This is a genomic window from Hyunsoonleella pacifica (genome assembly GCF_004310335.1).
Classification (GTDB): Bacteria; Bacteroidota; Bacteroidia; order Flavobacteriales; family Flavobacteriaceae; genus Jejuia; species Jejuia pacifica.
In genome coordinates this window covers 171652-189803 of the sequence record NZ_SIRS01000004.1, presented here as the reverse complement: position 1 = coordinate 189803, position 18152 = coordinate 171652, and the positions used below count along the sequence as shown (strand labels likewise).

Sequence of the window (18152 nt, the reverse complement as noted above, 5' to 3'; positions counted from 1 at the left end):
ATAAAAGGTGTGTGATTGTAAGACAGTAATCTTACATTTTATTACTTGGAAAAAATGAAAAGAGTGAACGGGTAAAGATTTAAGTTGCGCTCTATGTTTTAAAGTGAAAATGCTCGTGGAGACCCCTTATTTAGAGTAACTTGTTGTGAGAGAAGTGAATCTTTTAGTTTTTTAGGTAAAACGATTTTTATTCTCTTTTGCGTAATTGATGTAATGCAACTGCGCAATATATTATTGCTGATAGTATTAAGTGACAGACTTTCTAAATCTGAATAAAAGTCAATATCTCTTAATTTTTGAAGTGTTTTGTAGTTTAATGACTTACTGGAAATAGACTCGATTACTTCATTATACAAGGTTTTTTTATTCCAGCTAAAAGTTAAAAAAGTATCCTTATTAAAATTCTCCTTGGAGATTCCTAGAAGATAGAACCCACCATCATAGGTGCCTCCAATTATTGTTTCATTTTTAAGTAGGGACTTTTGGGCTTGTAAAATATGCTCAACCTGTAATTGAGGACAATCATTTCCTATAGCTATAATATTCTGATAACCATTATCAAAAATATTTTCTAGTGCATTTGAAAAACGGGAACCAAAATTAATTCCATATTGCTTAGATTCATCATAAAAAATTACATCTAATCCACTTTGTTTAGCAATATCTGTGGTGTGTTTGTATAATGAATTTACAAGGGATTTTTGAGCTAAAAAGGGTTTATGCCTAAGCTCTTCTTCGATAGAACGAGAAAAGATTAATAAAGCAGTTTTTCGGCTCAACATTTTAAAATAGCTTAAATTTTAACTAATTAAAAGTATGAGTCGTTTAGTTTTTAGAATTATTACATAGGCATAAAAATAAACTTAGGAGTCTCTTTGATGAGGCAACCCTCGTTTAAAAATTTAATTCGCTGGCCCTTCAGGTATCGCTAGTACATTAAATAAGTTCGCTTTGGTTTTTAAGAAATCATTTTCAATTTCAATTGCTTTTAACTTTGCATCAATAAGTTTAGATTCTCGCGAGTTTACCAAGAATAATGAGCTTTCTCCTAAGAAAAACTTACGTTCTTCAGCAGAGAGCATGGTGGCATAGTCACTAACAATAACCTCAGTAAAATCACTCTGTATGAGATAAGAATCTAATTCTTGATCAATGGCATCAATCTTATTTCTAAGGCTAACTCTAGTATCTTGTACTTCAAATCTAGTATCTTGCAACTTCAATTTAGCTAACCTTAAATCGCCACGTTCTTTCCTTAAAAATAACGGAAAATTGATGTTTAATCCACTTTTATAAGCTGAGGTACTAAACGATCTGGCTACTTCTGGTGTTTCTGATAAAAAGTTATACTGTAAATCTATTTGAGGTAATAGATTGTTTGCCTTTAAACGTTTTTCAATATTTAAACTCTTAATTTTATAATCTAGGGATTGTAGTTTTGGATGGTTTTCAATATCAAAACTTTCAACATCAAGGCCAGAAGTGTTCAAGGTCTCATCAACAGATAAAAACGTATCTACATCAGGAACAACACCAGTCTCCAGTTCAACAGGAGTATTGTTATCCAACCATATAAAATTAGATAGCTCTAATGAGGCTTTAATAAATTTTATTCTAGATTTCTCTAAATTTAATTTTCTATTATTAAGTGCAATTCTAGCTTCTAAAGTATCAATAGCAGGCATATCTCCAACTTCATGACTCTTTTTTATGCCATTGAAGCGTATTTCGGCATTTTCTAAAAAATCCTCATAAACACGTTTTTCATTATAGCGTCGTAGCCAGTTAAAATAGGTTACAGTAGCTTCGTATATAATATTATTAACAAGTATTTGCCTATCTGCCTGTGCTTGTTTTATATACAAACGCGATTGCCTTAACATAGCCATACGTTTGTTGGTAAGTAAGCCACGAGCTACTGGTATAGAAACCCCCGCGCTGTATAAGCCATCCAGCGGAACGTCGGCTTCTCGATTAAGGAATTCCCCAGTGTTTTCTTCAAAGTTGCCTTTAAACTCAATGCCAAACCATGTTGGGATTTTAAAAGTAGCATTTAGCTTATCAAAATACTCCGTATTTTTAAATTTCTTTCTGTCGTAATCCACTTCAAGCTTAGGATCGAATGCACCACGAGCCTTCATTAATTTGGCTTCACTTTCGTTTATGACCAAATTAGCTTGTTTTACAATAGGGTGAAACGATTTAACATACCCTAAATATTCAGCTAAGGAAATTACCGAAGTAGAATCTTGGGCTGAGGCTAAACCACTAAAGAAAATTAGTATACTTACTATGGTTATTCTCATTTTTTATCTTTTTTTGAGGCTGTTTTGTTTCCTTCAGGTTGGTAATAGTTAGGAGGGAAACTGTTAATTTGTCGCCATAGCTCAAACCAAATTGGGACATCTTCTAGTAAGGCAATAGTTTGCGCTCCAGAGCCTACACGAATAGCAGTTGGCCACTCATGGTCTGACTCATCTGGTGCTAGTAGTATTCTATATTTACCATTATCGCTTATAAAATTTTCTATAGCTACAACTTTTGCACCATAAGTACCATAAGATACATTGGGCCATCCACTAAAAACTATGGCAGGCCAACCATCAAATTGTACACGTACATGTTCTCCAATATGTATTAACGGTAAATCTATAGGGCGAACAAATGTTTCAACTGCTAAATCGTATTGCAATGGCATAATGCCTACTAATTCTTCTCCTTCTTTAAATGTAACGCCTAAACCACCTCTTAGGGCTTTATTGATGATGCCGTTTACAGGAGCTGTTACATATAACAAACTATTTCTACGTTCGTAATTAGTTTTAGCATTTTCTAGTTTCGTAACCTGTGCTCTGGTATCAAACTGACTGGATTGTGCCGTAAACATATCACTCTGTGCCTTAGATATTTTATCTGCAAACGAGGCTTTGGTTCTGGAAAGTTCTAATTCTGCATTTATCACTTCGTTTTGGCTTGCCAAATACTTGTTTTGTTGTGATATAAATTTTGCTTGGGTTTCCTGTAATTTTAAACGTTTTTCTTCAACATCTTTTACAGCCTTTAACCCCTCTTCTTGTAGTGTAGCAATACGATTATACTGCGTTTCGGCAATTTTTAAATTGGTTTTTGCTGCTTCTAAATCAATACTATCGCTTTTTACCTTAAGTTGCGATTGCAGCAGTTTGTTTCTGGTTTGCTCTAGTTTTAAAGAACGCTCGCTTTGCAAGGCAGAAATTTGTCTGTTTAAAGCTTCTACCTTTCCGCCATAAGCATTAACAGAAGATGATTTTGCTACAATCTGGTCGTTGGTACGTTCCACCAATCGGTCATCAAAATACTCACTCTTAATTTCAGAAATTCTTAGAATGGTATCTCCCGCTTTTACAGTATCGCCCTCTTGTACATACCAATCTTCTATACGTCCAGGTATTTGAGATTGAATGGTTTGCGGACGCTGATTTGGTTTCAGCGTGGTAACCAAACCTTTACCAGAAATGTTCTGCGTCCAAGGTAAAAACAACACGATAAACATAAGTATGGCAGCTCCTAATAAAAACCTATTAAAATACTTGTAGTATTCTTTGTTCATTATATCCTCCCCAGACTTAAATTTAGATAGGTCTATTTTTTTGTTTAGTTGGTTATGTGAAATATTAAGCATAACTATTCGTTTTTAAATTTTAATAGAACCTTTTTCTAGGGTAATAATCTCAGTACATTTATTAATCCATGCACTGCTACTACTTACTACAACAAGTCCCCAAGGTTTACTGCTGTCAGTTAAATATTCAATGATAGCACTGGTTTCTTTTTTATTAAATCTATCTAGGGCATCTTCAAGAATTAATATTTTTGGTGATTTTAAAATTGCCCTAGCCAACACTAACTTTTTAGATAGGGTATAGGATAATTGTCTACCGTCAGGATAAAGAATGGTATTTAAACCATTGGGTTGCTCCTTAAGAAAGTTTTTAAGCCCTACAACCTCTAATACTTCATGAATTTTATCGTCTGTAATAGAAGTGTTAGAAAACGTTAGATTATCTCTAATAGTGCCTTCAAAAGGAGTTTCGTCTGAAAGTGATAAGCCTAACTGGGAGCGATAAAAGTTTAAGTGTAGACTGCTTATAGACATCTCGTTAACATAAACATGTCCTGAGGTTGCCTCTATAACACCAGATACTAAACGTAACAACGTAGACTTACCAGAACCACTTTCTCCCTTTATAAGTATTCTACTTTTAGGGTTTATTTTAAGGGAAATATTTTTAAGAATGTGTTTGTCTCTATTGTTAACTCCATAAGATACATTTTCTAATTCTACAGATAACCCTTTGCTAGTTGGAATTTGTTCTCCAGATTGACTTTCCATATCCTTATCTACAATCTGACCTATTTTTTCAAGGGAAGTGAGGGTGTCATAGAAAGACTCTAAGCCCAAAATTAATTTTTCAACTGAAGCAATCACAAGAAGAATAATGATTTCTGCAGCGACAAACTGTCCAATATTCATTTCTTGATTTAGTACCAAGGCCCCACCTATTAATAACAAGCTTGCTGTAACAATAACCTTAAAGCTTATCATTTGAATAAATTGCAAAACCAAAACTCTAAAATGACTTTCACGAGCTTTTAAGTATTCACTAACAAGTAGATCGTTTTTATGAATACCTAAACTTGTGCTTCCAGATAATTTAAAACTTATTACAGATCGCGCAATTTCTTGAATCCAATGCGCAACTTTGTATTTGTTTTTAGATTCTTTTAAACTTGTCTCTAAACCCTTTATTGCAGTAAATTTAAATACGACAAACACTAGAATTAATAGTAGCAAGCCAAAAATAATAAAAAATGGATGGTAAAACGATAGTAATATTAGTGCAAACACAATTTGTAAAACAGCTGTAGGTACATCTATCAATATTTTTGATAAGCTTTTTTGTATAGTAAGCGTATCAAAAAATCTATTGGCTAACTCTGGCGGATAATAGTTGCGTAATTCTGCCATCTTAATTTTTGGAAACCTGTAAGCCAGTTCGAAAGAAGAACGCATAAAGATACGCTGCTGTATGGTTTCAATTATCCTAAGTTGCATTAATTGCAACGACCCTTGAAAAGCAACACCTAATGTAACTATAATTACAAGAATTACCCAAGATGTTGATATTTGAGCACCTTGAATAAGGTTTATAATAGCTTGTATTCCAAGTGGCAGAGATAACGCTACAACCCCAGCAAAAATGGCATAGTAAAATATTTGTAAGATGTCTCTTTTTTCTAATTTTAGTAACCCTACAAGACGTTTCCAGGGTGTCATTATTAATTGTTCCATAGTTAGTATTGTAAAGTTTTTGATACTAAATCTTTATAAAATTCTGTTGGGGTTATGTCTGTATCACAATCTGTCATGGATTTGAAATGGCTTTTTAAAAAGTGTTGATGTAAACTCCCTTCTATGATAGTACTAGCCAAACTAGATGGGAAAATATAATCGGGTTTTAATGCAATAACCATATCTCGTAAACGGTGTACGATACGTTTATAGATCACAAAGTAGCCCTCTTTATTTTCTTGATCTACCTCTTTGGTTAAAAATGATTTAGAATTCTCGTTTACCATAATACGATTTAAAATCACTTCGTTAATATGCGAGAAGTTTGAATCCTCCTTAGTTCTTCTAGATACTACTTCAATGCCTTTTAGTAATTTATCCGACGGGTTAAGGTTGTGAGTTTCAATTACCAATTGATACTCTATCCATGCCCAGTACCATGAGGACAAATACAGTAATAGTTTATGTTTACTTTCAAAATAGCGATATATAGAACTTTCGTTAGAGCCTATTAAGGAGCCTAGTTTTTTAAAAGTAAAACTATCAAAACCAATGTCGTCTATTAAAATAATGCTGTGTTCTACAATACGTTTTCCTAAAGATGATGATTCAGGATCTTTTACATATATTTTTTCTGGAACGGCAATCTTTAAATTTGAAAGTAATGAGTCCATAAATAATTATTTTAAACGCAAAAATAATAGCAATACTATTAAAACTGTTAATAAAACTATTATTTTTACTAATATTATCTATAAGTAAATCTTATGGATATGTATAACGTGTATAAATAATGAGGGTTTACAGGAAAGTGTATTTTGCAAAAAGAGAGGGTTTTTGGTTATAAAACATAATTTTGGCAGATAGGCAGGCCCGACCACGTCTTAACATGAGAACTTCATTAATTTTAATGACAATCTATACTATTAGTTACCATATCGTAAATAGGTGCAGGAGAAAGGTATGGAATACCAAGACCTAGACCACGTAAAATAAAGAGTGTACCGATAATTACCACAAAAACAGGGATGGCTTTTTGTATACGCTGTCTTACCTTGCCTTTTAGGAGGTGGCTAAAATAGATTGCTGTAGTCATTAATGGAATGGTGCCCAAGCCAAAAACAGCCATGTATAAGCTACCTTGGGTTGCGTTACCTCCTGCAATAGTAGCAAACAGTGCCATATATACCAAGCCACAAGGTAAGAAGCCGTTTAAAAAACCGATGGTTAAAAAAGTATCCATAGTTTTCTTTTTAAGTGCACTACCTAAAGCTGATTTTATTTTGGAAATAATCCTATAAATTGGTTTAGAAAAGTTGTGTTTATTTAATGTTTTTTGAGGAATGATAACTACTAAAATCATTAAAACTCCAATAATAATAGATAATTGTTGTTGCAGACCAAAAATATAAAGGCTTTTACCAATTAGCCCAAAAATGAGTCCGATAATACTGTAAGCCAGTAGCCTGCCAAAATGATATATCGTAATTTGTGATGTTTTTTTTACCCAATTGGAACGATCAACGGGCAACATAAAAGCAATAGGGCCACACATGCCAATGCAGTGAAAACTCCCTAATAGCCCCAGTATAAATGCCGATAATAACATGTTAATAGTTTATAGATTCCTTAAATAAATAAGATTTTCCGTTATATTGCCAATCTACTTTAATGTTCCAACGGCCATCTACCAAACGTTCGTCAGGTATGAGCAAATAAGAATTAGACAATGAAATAGCAGTTTCAAAGTCTAGTTGTTTGTTAGATGGCCTATACAGGAACAATTTTCCAGTGATTTTTTTATAATTGATACCTTCAGGAAAACTAATTCTTAATCCTTCGTTAGTTCTTTTGTAACTAATTTTTATTTTTAAGTCTTTAGCATTTTTTAGCTTATCTATATCTTTTTGGTATTTTAATTCCTCACTATAATAATCCTCGCTTACTAAGGTATTGTCAAACCTATCTCCAATACTCATAGATATTATAAAGTACATTATAAAGGCAATAAAGCCTATAAAAGCTAGTACAATTCCGGTTCCCCAATTTAGTTTCATAATCTTATGTGTTTATAATAATTTCCCTTTTGGTTCTTGCTTTATTTACGCATTTTATTTGGAATTAATGAATACAAATATTTTACTACTCAATCCTTCCCATGTCTTGGTTTTCAAGTATGCCGTTCAATTTCTAATGTACTTATCCGATAACGTCATTTTACCTAAAGGGTAAGACTGCTTTACTGCAACTGTTTACAGTAAACTCAGTTACCTGTAACTCCTCGGTCCTAAAAAGTTAGCTGTTGTTGTTTCTATAAGTTTATCGCCTTTATATACACCTATTTTAATTTTATTTCTATCTCCTGTTAAAGCCGAATTGTCTATTTCAATAAATAACGTCCCTTCTGCAATATCTTGTCTTGGTACTACAAATGTATCATGAGTAGATACCAATTTTAATTCTCCTTTATGAGACATTAATTTCAGGCTAACGTCTTTAATATCATCAGAAGTCTTGTTTACCAATTTATAAGTAAAAACATTGCTAATAATATTCCGTTCTTTGCGTTCGTATAATTGCCCAGGTAACCGTAATACATTGGCTTCTACATCATGTCGTAAAAACAGCATTCCAACTAATAAACCAATCATTATAGAAAGTACTGCAATGTAACCTTTCATTCTGGCCGTAAGATTAAACTTGGCTTTTCGTTCTATGTTTTCTTCACTAGCATATCTAATCAATCCCTTTGGAAGATTAATACTTTCCATGATATGGTCGCACTCATCAATACAAGCTGTACAGTTTACACATTCTAGTTGCGTACCATTTCTAATATCAATACCTGTAGGGCAAACGTGTACGCACTGTAAACAATCTATACAATCTCCATGACCTAAATTGGCACGGTCTTCATTTTTTCTGAATTTCTTTCTACCATTTTCTCCCTCTCCACGTTTATGGTCGTATGCTACAACAATGGATTTGGTATCTAAAAGTACGCCTTGTAATCTTCCATAAGGACATGCAATAATGCACACTTGTTCTCTAAACCAAGCAAACACAAAATAAAATACAGCAGTAAATATTAATAAAGAAATTAAGGTGCTTAAGTGGTTAAATGGGCCATCAGTAATGTATCCTATCAATTTATCACTACCAATCAAATAAGCCAAAAATACATTAGCAATTAAAAAAGAAATGATGGCGAATATTAGAAATTTAATTCCTTTTTTTCTAATTTTCTCAGTATTCCATTTTTGTCTATCAAGTTTACGTTGTTTGTTACGATCGCCTTCAATCCAATATTCTATTCGCCTAAAAACCATTTCCATAAAAATGGTTTGCGGACAAATCCATCCACAAAAAATACGTCCAAAAGCCACTGTAAATAATGTGATGAAGATTACACCAATTAACATGGAAATTACAAACAAGTGAAAGTCCTGTGGCCAAAACGGAAATCCAAAAATATTAAACCGACGCTCTAATATATTGAACATCAAAAATTGGTTACCATTGATTTTTATAAATGGAGACAGAAATAGGAAAGCCAGTAAAAAGTAACTAACGTACTTACGGTACTCGTAAAACCTACCACTTGGTTTTTTAGGAAATACCCAAGCACGTTTACCATCTTCGGTAATAGTACCAATTGAATCTCTGAATATTTCGTTTTCTGGGGTTTCCATTTTTTTATGTATCCTAAAAGGTCAAAGTCTCGTAGGTTTGGTTAAAGAACTTCGCTTAATTTCTTATTTTGTATTAGTTGCGTCAGTTTGTACTTCAGGAGACTCAGTAGGTACAGTTTCATCTACCCAAATATCTCCCTCAGGAGCTTTAGGGTTTGCTGGGGTAGTACCTTGAAGCGTTAACACATAGCTTGCTACTTTGGCTATTTGCGATGCTTTCAGTTGAGCTTTCCAAGGAATCATACCTTTCCCAGAGCGTCCGCCTTCAGAAACTGTTTTAAATACATTTTTAATACCACCACCTAATATCCAGTGTTTATCGGTTAAGTTTGGACCAATACCACCACCGCCATCTGCCATGTGGCATGCAACACAATTGGTTTCAAAAATAGATTTACCAGTACTCAAATCTTCAGCATCAGTAAGTAATACTACTGTATTAACATCCACTAAGTCTTTTGCTGTTTTTTTGTATGCTTCAATCTCTATTCTGGCCTCTGCCAATTGCGTATCTAGCTCGTCTAATTGTGTAGGCCCATTAAATATATGGAATCTTACGAGATAAATGGCAGCAAAAACTATCGATGCATAAAACCCGTAGAGCCACCACGGGGGTAAGTTATTATCTAGCTCTTTAATACCATCATAATTGTGGTCTAATATGATTTCGCCTTCTTCTTCAATAGGCTTTTGTCCCAATAGTTTTTTATAGGTTTCTTTTAGCCAAGTGAATTGATATGTTTTTTCCTTTTCAGCCAAGAAGCGGGCCTTAGCTTCTTCGTCTAACTTATGAAGCATTACATTTTCTAATGCGCCAACAATCGCTTCAATGGCAATTAGAATTAGCAATACTAATAAGAGAAATAATAGTACTGTAGGGTATTCAATAAATGCAGGTTTCTCACCAGAATCTATAAAGAACTCAACTGCTCCAAAGATGATAAAGAATATAACTGGAACGCGAATCCAAGATGGAATTAAATTTTTCATTTGATGGTTGTTTTATTGTTTTTTAGCGGACAAATGTAACCTCCACGACAATTCCGAAATAAGAAGATATTTAGAACTGTCGGTTTCATAATGTGTCGTTATTTTGGTTGTCTAATGGTATATTACTAACTCTTTTTATATAGTCTTTTTTTGCAGTTACTACCCACCAAAAAAGCGCTATGAAAAAGATAAAAAAGATAAGCAATGAAATGATTGGATAGATCTCAATCCCTGTAATGCTCTCCATGTGATGTTTTACAAATTTTAACATGATATTCAAGTTTTTGATTACTGGTTATGGTCGGCAGCTTTAACTAATAACCACCAACCAATAACCACTAACTATTTCTGGGCGGTTTCTACTTTAATGTCTGTTCCTAAACGTTGCAAGTAAGCAATTAAAGCCACAATCTCTCTATTTTTCATTTCAATGAAGGTTTCGCTATTTTCTGCAGCGTATTTTTTGTCTGCTTCGTATATTTTTGCGAAATCAGGATCGTTATGTAAGTTTTCTTCAATTTGGCTACCTTGCTCCAACATACTTTGTTGGGCGTTGGCGATGTCTTCATCAGAATATGGTACACCAAGCGAAACCATAGTTTTCATTTTGGCTTCGGTTTGAGATTTGTCCAATTCGTTTTTAATTAACCACTGATAACGCGGCATGATAGATCCTGATGAGGTACTTTGGGGATCGTACATGTGGTTAAAGTGCCAGTTGTCTGAATATTTTCCACCTAATCTGTGTAGATCAGGTCCAGTACGTTTACTACCCCAAAGGAATGGATGGTCATATACATACTCCCCAGCTTTTGAGTATTCGCCATAACGTTCAACCTCATGCCTAAACGGCCGAATCATTTGAGAGTGACAACCCACACAACCCTCACGGATATAAATGTCTCTACCTTCAAGTTCTAGAGGTGTGTATGGTTTTACACTAGCAATAGTTGGAATATTTGATTTTACCATAATTGTTGGTACAATCTGTATAATACCTCCAATTAAAATAGCTACCGTTGCTAATAAGGTTAGTTGTATAGGGCGTCTCTCAAGCCAAGTGTGCCAACCTTCACTTGCAGTACGCTTTTTGGTAACACGTTCTAAAGCTGGTGCTTCTGCCAATTCATCTTCAACTTTACTACCATTTCTTACTGTGGCAATAACATTTGCAACTAGGATAAGCATGCCTATAATATACATCGTACCACCTATGGCACGCATCCAATACATAGGTATAATTTCAGTAACCGTTTCTAAAAAGTTACCATAAACTAAAGTGCCATCAGGATTAAACTGTTGCCACATAGCGTATTGCGTAAATCCAGCAACGTACATTGGTAAAGCATAAATAATAATACCTAAGGTGCCTAACCAGAAATGTAAATTGGCTAAACCTAAAGAGTATAACTTTGTTTTAAATAATCTTGGAATTAAGTAGTAAATCAATCCAAAAGCCATAAACCCATTCCAAGCTAAGGCACCAACATGCACGTGGGCAATAATCCAGTCTGTAAAGTGAGCAACCGCATTAACACTTTTAAGCGATAGCGTAGGGCCTTCAAAAGTAGCCATACCGTAACCAGTAATAGCTACTACCATAAATTTTAAAACAGGATCTGTACGTACTTTATCCCAAGCACCGCGTAAGGTTAATAATCCGTTTATCATACCACCCCAAGACGGCATTAATAACATAACAGAAAACGTGACACCAAGGTTTTGAGCCCAGTCTGGTAAAGCAGTATATAATAAGTGATGTGGCCCTGCCCAGATATAAATAAATATTAATGACCAGAAGTGTACAATAGATAATCTATAGGAATACACAGGTCTGTTAGCAGCTTTAGGAACAAAGTAATACATCAGTCCTAAGAAAGGTGTTGTTAAGAAAAATGCTACCGCATTATGCCCATACCACCATTGTACCAAGGCATCTTGTACACCTGCGTAAACAGAGTAACTTTTTAAACCACTAACAGGTAATTCCAAACTGTTAAAAATATGGAGTACTGCAACGGTAACAAACGTAGCAATATAAAACCAAACAGCTACATATAAATGACGTTGACGACGTTTTAAAATCGTCCAAATCATATTCACACCAAAAACAACCCAAACTAGTGCAATAGCAATATCAATAGGCCATTCTAGTTCAGCATATTCTTTAGATGTTGTGTATCCTAGCGGTAAGGAAATAGCAGCAGCAACAATAATTAGCTGCCACCCCCAAAAGTTAATATTACTTAAAAGGTCACTCGCCATACGTGTTTTTAATAAGCGTTGTAACGAGTAGTATACCCCAGCAAACATGGCATTCCCTACAAAGGCAAAAATCACAGCATTAGTGTGTAATGGGCGTAAACGTCCAAAACTCAACCATGAGATGCCATCAGTTAAATTAGGGAATAAAAACATAAAGGCAAGCAGTAAACCTACTACCATTCCTACAACGCCAAAAATAATGGTTGCATAAAGGAATTTAGTAACGATTTTATTATCGTAATGAAATTGTTGCATTTCCATATCTAAAAATTTATTCTTTCTTGGTTAGTATCGTTTTATTGGTTTTATCTTTTATCAATTCGTCTTCGAATAATATGCGTACTGAAGGGGTGTAGCTATCATCAAACTGCCCTTTTTTAACGGCAATCACAAAGGCTACAAAAAATGCAATAGCCACTATAATGCTTACTGCTAGCAAAATATATATAACACTCATACCTAATTGAAGTTATGGTTCAAAAATACTTTCATACTTATTTTTAAAAGATGACATTTATCATGTTTCCTTTTATTCTTTGGGCGTTACCCACAAGGGGTCGGGCTTTCACTACTCAATCCCTCCTACGTCGGGGATTTCAAACATGCCGTTCAATCCCTAACGCACTAATCTGCCAAATTCATTACAGCCTCTATTTTAGTTTTCTTCCCAAAACGTTGGTAAAAACTGTTGTAAATGCTACAATACTAATAGAACTTAAAGGCATTAAAATAGCAGCTACTACAGGAGCCAGTTGCCCTGTAACAGCAAAATATAAACCTATAGTGTTGTAGATAAACGATAGCGCAAAACTCCATTTTATAATGGTTATCGCTTTTTTTGAGGCTTTAATAAAATCGTATAATTTGTTGAACTGGGTAGCATCTAAAATAACATCACAAGCAGGAGAAAATACATTTACATTCTCCGAGATAGCAATGCCAACATCACTTTGTGCCAATGCACCAGCATCATTCAAACCATCTCCAATCATTAATACTTTTGCACCAGAGTTTTGATGGTGTTTTATGTATTCCAATTTATCCTCAGGTTTCTGATTAAAAAACAGCTTTGTTTTAGCAGGTAATAGTTTAGTTAAGTTTTCTTTTTCTCCAGCATTATCTCCGGATAAAATCACTAAATCATAACCTTTCTTCAGCTGATTAAATAATTTCGAAAGTCCTTTTCTATATTTGTTATAAAAGGTAAACCTACCTTTATAAGTATTGTTTGTACTTACATGAACAGTGGTATTTAAAGTAGTAGTTTCAGAAGTATAGCCAACAAAAGGCGCAGATCCAATTTTAATAGAATTTGTGTGATGTTTTGCCGAGATACCCTTACCAATATGCTCTTCATAATCTTCTAAAGTTAAAATATCATTATCTTCCAAAAGCGCATATAACGAACGACTTAACGGGTGGTTAGAATTTCTTAAAGAGCTCTTTAATAGTACTTCCTCAGCTTCAGAAAGCGCAGTGCCTTCGTAAGCTATGGTGGTTTCCTTATTAGCTGTAATAGTTCCAGTTTTATCAAAAATTATGGTGTTAATTGCAGCCAATTGTTCGATAACAGAGGCGTTTTTAGCATAAAATTTTTGCTTACCAAAAATGCGTAATAAGTTCCCAAAAGTAAACGGTGCAGCCAAAGCAATAGCACAAGGGCAAGCAATAATAAGTACCGCGGTAAATACATTTAATGCCTTAGAACTATCCACGATTAGCCAATAGCTTGTTGCTAGTATCGCGATACTGAGTACAGCTAAAGTAAACTGCTTACTGATACTATTAGTAAGATTGGTAAAGCTATCTTCCTTATTTTTGTTAAACACATCGTTACTCCATAGTTGTGTTAAGTAACTTTGCTCAACAGTTTTTAAAACATCCACTTCAATACTACCTTCGGTTTGTTTACCTCCAGCAAAAAGTTTATCGCCGGATTGTTTTGAAACGGCATCGGATTCTCCAGTTACAAAACTATAGTCAATCCTAGCATTACCATTAATTAAAATACAGTCTACAGGAATTAACTCTTCGTTTCTAATTAAAAGTCTATCTCCCTTTTTAATATCGTATACCTGAATAGATTGCTCCTTGCCTTTATTGTCTATTTTGGTAATTCCGATAGGGAAATAAGATTTGTAATCACGTTCAAACGATAAAAAATTATAAGTTTTCTGTTGAAAAAATTTCCCGAGTAGCAGGAAGAACACCAATCCAGACAAGCTATCAAAAAAGCCAGTACCAATATCAAATACAATTTCAGCAGTACTTCTTAAAAACAAAACTGTAATACCCAAAGCAATGGGTACATCAATATTTAAAAGTTTAGATGTTAGGCCTTTGTATGCAGAAATAAAATAGTCTTGAGAACAATAAAAAACTACTGGAAGTGAAAAAGTAAACATGAGCCATCTAAAAACAGGGGCATATTGCTCAATCCAAAAACCATCAACTTGGAAATATTCAGGAAACGACAAAAACATAATATTTCCAAAGGCAAATCCCGCAATTCCCAGTTTATAAATTAAAGAACGATCTGCATTTTTTTTACCAACACTATAATCATCCAAACTTATAAAGGGTTCGTAGCCGATACTGTTTAGAAGCCTAACCAATTCTTTTAAAGAAAAATGCGTAGTGTTGTAATTTACTCTAACAGTTTTCTTTCCAAAATTTACAATAGATGTACTAATTGAAGGATGCAACTTATTTAAATTTTCTAATATCCAAATACAGGAACTACAATGAATATGAGGAATGTAAAGCGTCGCAATTTGTGTTTTCTCATCATTAAACTCCAAAAGGCTTTCTACAATTTTTTCATTATCTAAAAAATTATACTTGCCTTCTATCTCTTTTGGTGTAGCACCTGGTGCGTTTTGTAAATCGTAATAACAAGTTAAATCGTTAGTAGAAAATATCTCATACACAGTTTTACAACCATTGCAACAAAATGATTTTTCATCAAAAAAAATTCCTGAAGTTGTGGCATCTAAACCACAGTGGAAACATGTTTTTGCTTCCATAATATTTGCTCTTTTTACCTAAAGCAAAATTGATACATAAGAAGCTTTTAAAATATGACATCCGTCATGTTTTTCGTAAAATAAAATATTCGTTTCAGACTATTACTTACTATTGGTTTTACGGATTTGTTTGCCTATTTTTACAATACTAAATAGGTCTGGTATGAGTAAATGTGAACAATGCATTATCAAACAATTTAATGCACTAAAATCTTTAACTAAAGATGAGCTAGTTCGTATCTCTAGTTGTAAAACATCCAGAACTATCAAGAAGGGAGAAGTTATTTTTGATGAAGGAGAGACCATAAATGGTGTTTACTGTGTTAAGGACGGTATATGTAAGTTAACTAAATTGAGTGAAAATGGTAAAGATCAAATTGTAAAGATGGTTGTTAAAGGAGAGCTTATCGGGCAGCGTTCTTTGGTGTCTAACGAAAGTTCTAACTTACAAGCTACTGCCTTAAATGATATGGAAGTTTGTTTTATACCTAAGAGTGAAATCATCTCAGATTTACAAAGAAACCCTAAGTTTACATTAGACATGTTAAAAGATATGGCGCATGATCTAAAGGAAGCTGACGACATCATTGTAGACATGGCTCAAAAATCAGTAAAACAGCGTTTAGCCGAAACTCTGCTTTATGTAGAGAAGAATTTTGGAACTAACCCTGATGGTACAATAAGCCTTATGTTATCTCGTGAAGATTACGCTAATATTGTAGGTACTGCTACAGAATCGGCAATAAGAGTACTATCTCAGTTCAAAAAACAGGGATTAATTTCTACGGTTGGTAAATACATAAAAATCGAAGATTCCAATGGACTGCGGCGTGTGGAATAAAAGATAAACTAAATAAGGCTCTGAAATATTCAGAGCCTTATTTTATTATTCAGCATTTTTTGCCTCAATTTCTTTTACTTGTGATTCTCCATCAATGGGTTGATTTTCTTTTTTCAAGTAGGTGTCTAAAAACTTTAAAATACTGCTATAGGCTTCAATTTGATTTTTCTTTTTCACAAAATCATGGCCTTCATCTTCAAATAAAACATATTCAACTGGAACACCATTTTTCTTTACGCCTTCAACTATTTCATCAGATTCTACTTGAAGAACCCTTGGGTCTTTTGCACCTTGTAGAACGATTAATGGTTTTGTAACCTTGTCAGTATGGAATAAAGGAGAAATTCTTCTTAATCGTACAGAATCTTTTGTATGCGGATTTCCAAGTTCTTTGTAAAGTGCATCTTTAAATGATTCCCACCATGGCGGAATACTTTTTAATGTACGTAACCAATTTGTTACACCAAAAATGTTAACACCAACTGCAAACTCCTCAGGTTTATAAGTTAAGGCAGCCATAGTCATATAACCACCGTAAGAGCCACCCATAATACCTATTTTATTAGCATCAATTTCAGGTTGAATTTTTAACCAATTTTTGCCTTCTACGCAATCTTGTAAATCTTTCTCACCATGGTTTAAATCATCCATTTGAAAAAACGTTTTGCCATACCCACTACTTCCCCTATTATTTACTGCTAAAACGGCATACCCATGGTTTACCAAATATTGAGTGAGCGAACTAAAGTTTTGTCTGCTCTGGCCACCAGGGCCACCATGAACTAATACTAGCGCAGGGACTTTATGTTCTGTTGAAGCTTGATGAGGTAAATAATAAATTGCAGGAATTTCAACACCATCAAAAGATTTGTATCTAATTACTTTTGCTTTTACCAAATGCTCTGGGGCAATCTCATCATTAAGTACATCTGTTAATTTATGTTGCGCTTTAGTCTTAATATTATATGTGAATAAATTTGCAGGACTATTAGAGCCGCCAACATACATGCGCATCATATTTTCGTCTCTAGAAAATCCAACACTAGTAATATTACCATTATTAAAGTCTGGTAAATCTATAATGTTACCAGATGCTACATCTGTTATTTCAATAGCATTTTTTCCATCTTCATTAATATATGCTACCATATATTTTTCGTTATGAGTAAAATACATCCCCATAATATCCCATGGTTTTTCTAAAATCTTTTCTTTTTTTCCAGTAACAATATCGTATTTCATAACATACGAAAACTCACTACCCTTATCAGTTGTATAATAAAGTGATTTTCCGTCTAGTGAAAAATCTTGTCCAGAATTTGAACTTTGGTTTTCATTAACTTTGGTAAGAGATTTGTTATTTCTATTGTAAATAAACAAATCACTATCGTTAGTGTTAATGGTTTTACTCAATGCAAAAAGGTTTTTATCGCTAGAAATAGTATTCATATTATAACCTTCATCATTTTTATATATAAGTGTAGAGGACATGTCTTCAACATTCATCTCATATATATCCATAAAACGTTTATCTCTCTTATTAGAACCGTAGCCAAAACTTTTGCCATCATGGGCCCAACCGTAGAAAGTGGCTCTTGCACCTTCATCTGGAGTTAAATCTTTTATAGAACCATCTATATCTCTAAGGTAGATATGGTATATCTCATCTCCATTATTATCTGCACGATATAACATACGCTCATCTTCTGGGAAATAGGATATTCCAAACACTGATGAGGAATCAGACTGAGTAATTGGTACAAACTCGCCACCAGTTGTTGGCACAGTATACATATTATAAATGCCCGATTTGTTGCTAGATACTAACAGCTTTGATTTGTCTGGAGAAAAACTTCCTCCGCCTACAGCTTCATTATCCATGAACTGTTCAATGGTATATTGCTTTAGATTTAAAGCAACTTCTTTGGTGCCTTTCTCTTTTTTACAAGAGAAGAAAACAACCAAAGCACAAAAGATTAATAATTTTTTCATATTGATTGACTTTT

At 33.8% G+C, this 18152-nt stretch carries 15 protein-coding genes; 1 reads left to right on the top strand and 14 read right to left on the bottom strand.

The window, feature by feature from the left end; genetic code table 11:
- Positions 1–98: 98 nt before the first annotated feature.
- The 13 genes from EYD46_RS10025 to EYD46_RS09965 all read right to left on the bottom strand — a co-directional run bounded on the left by EYD46_RS10025 (position 99) and on the right by EYD46_RS09965 (position 15305).
- Positions 99–782, bottom strand: a complete 684-nt coding sequence (locus EYD46_RS10025) for a TIGR04282 family arsenosugar biosynthesis glycosyltransferase (RefSeq protein WP_130936950.1) — start codon at positions 780–782, stop codon at positions 99–101.
- A gap of 120 nt (positions 783–902) precedes the next feature.
- Entirely contained in the window at positions 903–2306 is a 1404-nt protein-coding gene (locus EYD46_RS10020; protein WP_130936949.1) for a TolC family protein, read from the bottom strand.
- On the bottom strand, positions 2303–3661 hold the full coding sequence (locus tag EYD46_RS10015) for an HlyD family secretion protein (protein ID WP_130936948.1): 1359 nt from the start codon (positions 3659–3661) through the stop codon (positions 2303–2305). Before EYD46_RS10015 ends, EYD46_RS10020 begins: the two co-directional genes overlap by 4 nt.
- Before the next feature lie 12 nt (positions 3662–3673).
- Positions 3674–5332, bottom strand: coding sequence for a peptidase domain-containing ABC transporter (locus EYD46_RS10010; protein WP_130936947.1), 1659 nt, complete (start codon positions 5330–5332; stop codon positions 3674–3676).
- Positions 5333–5334: 2 nt separating this feature from the next.
- Positions 5335–6006, bottom strand: a complete 672-nt coding sequence (locus EYD46_RS10005; protein WP_130936946.1) for a TetR/AcrR family transcriptional regulator — start codon at positions 6004–6006, stop codon at positions 5335–5337.
- A gap of 233 nt (positions 6007–6239) precedes the next feature.
- Positions 6240–6941, bottom strand: a complete 702-nt coding sequence (locus tag EYD46_RS10000) for a sulfite exporter TauE/SafE family protein (protein ID WP_130936945.1) — start codon at positions 6939–6941, stop codon at positions 6240–6242.
- A gap of 1 nt (position 6942) precedes the next feature.
- On the bottom strand, positions 6943–7389 hold the full coding sequence (locus tag EYD46_RS09995) for a FixH family protein (RefSeq protein WP_130936944.1): 447 nt from the start codon (positions 7387–7389) through the stop codon (positions 6943–6945).
- A gap of 210 nt (positions 7390–7599) precedes the next feature.
- Entirely contained in the window at positions 7600–9024 is a 1425-nt protein-coding gene (gene ccoG / locus EYD46_RS09990) for a cytochrome c oxidase accessory protein CcoG (protein WP_130936943.1), read from the bottom strand.
- A 63-nt stretch (positions 9025–9087) separates the two neighbouring features.
- Entirely contained in the window at positions 9088–10014 is a 927-nt protein-coding gene (locus tag EYD46_RS09985) for a cbb3-type cytochrome c oxidase N-terminal domain-containing protein (RefSeq protein WP_130936942.1), read from the bottom strand.
- 85 nt (positions 10015–10099) lie between these two features.
- Positions 10100–10285: a CcoQ/FixQ family Cbb3-type cytochrome c oxidase assembly chaperone gene (locus EYD46_RS17985; RefSeq protein ID WP_130936941.1), complete on the bottom strand. Its 186-nt coding sequence runs from the start codon at positions 10283–10285 to the stop codon at positions 10100–10102.
- Between the two features lie 71 nt (positions 10286–10356).
- Positions 10357–12540 carry a cytochrome-c oxidase, cbb3-type subunit I gene (gene ccoN, locus EYD46_RS09975; protein ID WP_130936940.1) on the bottom strand — a complete coding sequence of 728 codons (2184 nt, stop codon included), beginning with the start codon at positions 12538–12540 and terminating at the stop codon, positions 10357–10359.
- Between the two features lie 10 nt (positions 12541–12550).
- Complete coding sequence (ccoS, locus tag EYD46_RS09970; RefSeq protein ID WP_130936939.1) at positions 12551–12736, bottom strand: cbb3-type cytochrome oxidase assembly protein CcoS; 186 nt, start codon at positions 12734–12736, stop codon at positions 12551–12553.
- A 193-nt stretch (positions 12737–12929) separates the two neighbouring features.
- Positions 12930–15305, bottom strand: coding sequence for a heavy metal translocating P-type ATPase (locus EYD46_RS09965; protein WP_130936938.1), 2376 nt, complete (start codon positions 15303–15305; stop codon positions 12930–12932).
- 163 nt (positions 15306–15468) lie between these two features.
- Between EYD46_RS09965 and EYD46_RS09960 the strand changes: the two genes are divergently transcribed.
- Positions 15469–16146 (top strand): Crp/Fnr family transcriptional regulator, encoded by a 678-nt coding sequence (locus EYD46_RS09960; protein WP_130936937.1) that lies wholly within the window; start codon positions 15469–15471, stop codon positions 16144–16146.
- 45 nt (positions 16147–16191) lie between these two features.
- Here the strand turns inward: EYD46_RS09960 and EYD46_RS09955 are convergent, their stop codons facing one another.
- Positions 16192–18138, bottom strand: a complete 1947-nt coding sequence (locus EYD46_RS09955; RefSeq protein ID WP_130936936.1) for a S9 family peptidase — start codon at positions 18136–18138, stop codon at positions 16192–16194.
- Positions 18139–18152 lie beyond the last annotated feature (14 nt).

Bases quoted from the DNA above. Each gene is read 5' to 3' on its own strand.
- EYD46_RS10025 (WP_130936950.1), bottom strand. From the start codon at position 782: ATGTTGAGCCGAAAAACTGCTTTATTAATCTTTTCTCGTTCTATCGAA.
- EYD46_RS10005 (WP_130936946.1), bottom strand. From the start codon at position 6,006: ATGGACTCATTACTTTCAAATTTAAAGATTGCCGTTCCAGAAAAAATA.
- ccoN (WP_130936940.1), bottom strand. From the start codon at position 12,540: ATGGAAATGCAACAATTTCATTACGATAATAAAATCGTTACTAAATTC.
- EYD46_RS09960 (WP_130936937.1), top strand. From the start codon at position 15,469: ATGAGTAAATGTGAACAATGCATTATCAAACAATTTAATGCACTAAAA.
- ccoS (WP_130936939.1), bottom strand. From the start codon at position 12,736: ATGAGTGTTATATATATTTTGCTAGCAGTAAGCATTATAGTGGCTATT.
- EYD46_RS09955 (WP_130936936.1), bottom strand. From the start codon at position 18,138: ATGAAAAAATTATTAATCTTTTGTGCTTTGGTTGTTTTCTTCTCTTGT.
- EYD46_RS17985 (WP_130936941.1), bottom strand. From the start codon at position 10,285: ATGTTAAAATTTGTAAAACATCACATGGAGAGCATTACAGGGATTGAG.
- EYD46_RS10015 (WP_130936948.1), bottom strand. From the start codon at position 3,661: ATGCTTAATATTTCACATAACCAACTAAACAAAAAAATAGACCTATCT.
- ccoG (WP_130936943.1), bottom strand. From the start codon at position 9,024: ATGGAAACCCCAGAAAACGAAATATTCAGAGATTCAATTGGTACTATT.
- EYD46_RS10020 (WP_130936949.1), bottom strand. From the start codon at position 2,306: ATGAGAATAACCATAGTAAGTATACTAATTTTCTTTAGTGGTTTAGCC.
- EYD46_RS09965 (WP_130936938.1), bottom strand. From the start codon at position 15,305: ATGGAAGCAAAAACATGTTTCCACTGTGGTTTAGATGCCACAACTTCA.
- EYD46_RS09985 (WP_130936942.1), bottom strand. From the start codon at position 10,014: ATGAAAAATTTAATTCCATCTTGGATTCGCGTTCCAGTTATATTCTTT.
- EYD46_RS09995 (WP_130936944.1), bottom strand. From the start codon at position 7,389: ATGAAACTAAATTGGGGAACCGGAATTGTACTAGCTTTTATAGGCTTT.
- EYD46_RS10010 (WP_130936947.1), bottom strand. From the start codon at position 5,332: ATGGAACAATTAATAATGACACCCTGGAAACGTCTTGTAGGGTTACTA.
- EYD46_RS10000 (WP_130936945.1), bottom strand. From the start codon at position 6,941: ATGTTATTATCGGCATTTATACTGGGGCTATTAGGGAGTTTTCACTGC.